This is a genomic window from Rhizobium sp. 18055 (assembly GCF_902706285.1).
Lineage (GTDB): Bacteria > Pseudomonadota > Alphaproteobacteria > Rhizobiales > Rhizobiaceae > Rhizobium.
The window spans coordinates 1-435 of sequence record NZ_CACSKD010000308.1 but is presented as its reverse complement, the minus strand read 5'-3'; the positions used below and the strand labels follow the sequence as shown (position 1 = coordinate 435).

At 70.6% G+C, this 435-nt stretch carries 1 pseudogene; it reads left to right on the top strand.

The features are described 5' to 3' along the window. Nucleotides 1–427 (top strand): annotated as a pseudogene (locus GVL52_RS29265) (hypothetical protein); the annotation flags it as partial. Between the last annotated feature and the right edge of the window lie 8 nt (nucleotides 428–435).

The window sequence follows — 435 nt, the reverse complement described above, 5'->3', positions numbered from 1 at the left end:
GCACGAAGGAGCCCGGCCAGGCGCCGGGCTCCTCTGCTTTCGCGGTACCCCCGAGGCCGGCTTTGCCGCGCTGGTCCATGACCACCGCACCTTCGGCGCCAGCGACGGCACACCGCGCCGGGACATCGACCCCTGGAGGCAGATCGAGGACTGGCGGCGTGCCATCACGCACCGCAAGGCCCGTACGTACGAACCAGGCGTCCTCATCGACCGCGTCTCGCCCACGCCGCTGCTGATGATCGTCGGTCTGGAGGACACCGTCACCCTCACCGACACCGGGCTCGCCGCCTACAACCGGGCGCTGGAGCCGAAGCGGCTGGTGACGATCCCGGGCGGGCACTTCGCCCCGTACACCACCGAGTTCGCTCGGGCCTCGGCAGCGGCCATCGCCTTCTTCCGTGAGCATCTGGCATCGAGCGGAGACTGACCCCGCAC